Consider the following 920-nt stretch of genomic DNA (forward strand, 5'->3'; position numbering starts at 1 on the left):
ATCAAAGGATATTTGCCGCCTCCCCGGAGCTTTTCGCAGGCTATCACGTCTTTCTTCGCCTCTGACTGCCAAGGCATCCACCACATGCACTTAATTACTTGACTATACAACCCCAAACAGTCGTTAACACTTACAAGTGAGTGTAACAACAGGCTTGCGCCCACAGTTTGTTGCTTTGTGCACTTAAGCACTGTACAGCTTCAATCTAAATTCATATACCAAAACGCTTGATTCAGTTAATTTGCTAGTTCTCATTTCAATTCGTAATTAAACCGTAACACCGAAGTATTACTGTCAATCTTGAATTAAATGAGTTGAACAATTTATTTCAGACTCAATTTTTGCCAATCTGTTAATGAATTAATGCGTCTTCGTCAGACCGCACTAAATACTGTGATATTTAAATCACAGAACTTAATAAACCATCAAATCTAATCATTCGATCTTTTATTAAGTTCTGCAATCTTTAGCTTAAAGCTCCAGTATATGTGTGCCTGCGCACAGCATAGCTGTTTGCTTAAATTTTAAGGAAAAGCCTTAAAGCAGTGCTTTAAGTTTTCTGATCTTAAAATTTGGTGGAGACTAGGAGAGTCGAACTCCTGACCTCCTGCGTGCAAAGCAGGCGCTCTACCAACTAAGCTAAGTCCCCAGCTTATCATCTGTGATTCGATGTATCTTCTTCTGCATAATTGCTTCGTCAGTAGTGGTGGGTCTGACAAGACTTGAACTTGTGACCCCACGCTTATCAAGCGTGTGCTCTAACCAACTGAGCTACAGACCCTCAGATACATCCATGAAGAACAACTTGTTGTGGATTCTTACCAATCGTCAATCTTTCGTTAAGGAGGTGATCCAGCCGCAGGTTCCCCTACGGCTACCTTGTTACGACTTCACCCCAGTCATCGGCCACACCGTGGTAA

General features: G+C 41.7%; 2 tRNA genes and 2 rRNA genes. All 4 read right to left on the bottom strand.

The window, feature by feature from the left end:
• A 23S ribosomal RNA gene (locus tag HX743_RS16155) occupies positions 1–104 on the bottom strand; the annotation flags it as partial.
• Positions 105–573: 469 nt separating this feature from the next.
• Positions 574–649: transfer RNA gene (locus tag HX743_RS16160), tRNA-Ala, on the bottom strand.
• 55 nt (positions 650–704) lie between these two features.
• Positions 705–781: transfer RNA gene (locus HX743_RS16165), tRNA-Ile, on the bottom strand.
• A gap of 59 nt (positions 782–840) precedes the next feature.
• A 16S ribosomal RNA gene (locus HX743_RS16170) occupies positions 841–920 on the bottom strand; the annotation flags it as partial.

Origin of the sequence: Acinetobacter sp. Swhac1 (assembly GCF_013390985.1) — a bacterium.
Lineage (GTDB): Bacteria > Pseudomonadota > Gammaproteobacteria > Pseudomonadales > Moraxellaceae > Acinetobacter > Acinetobacter towneri.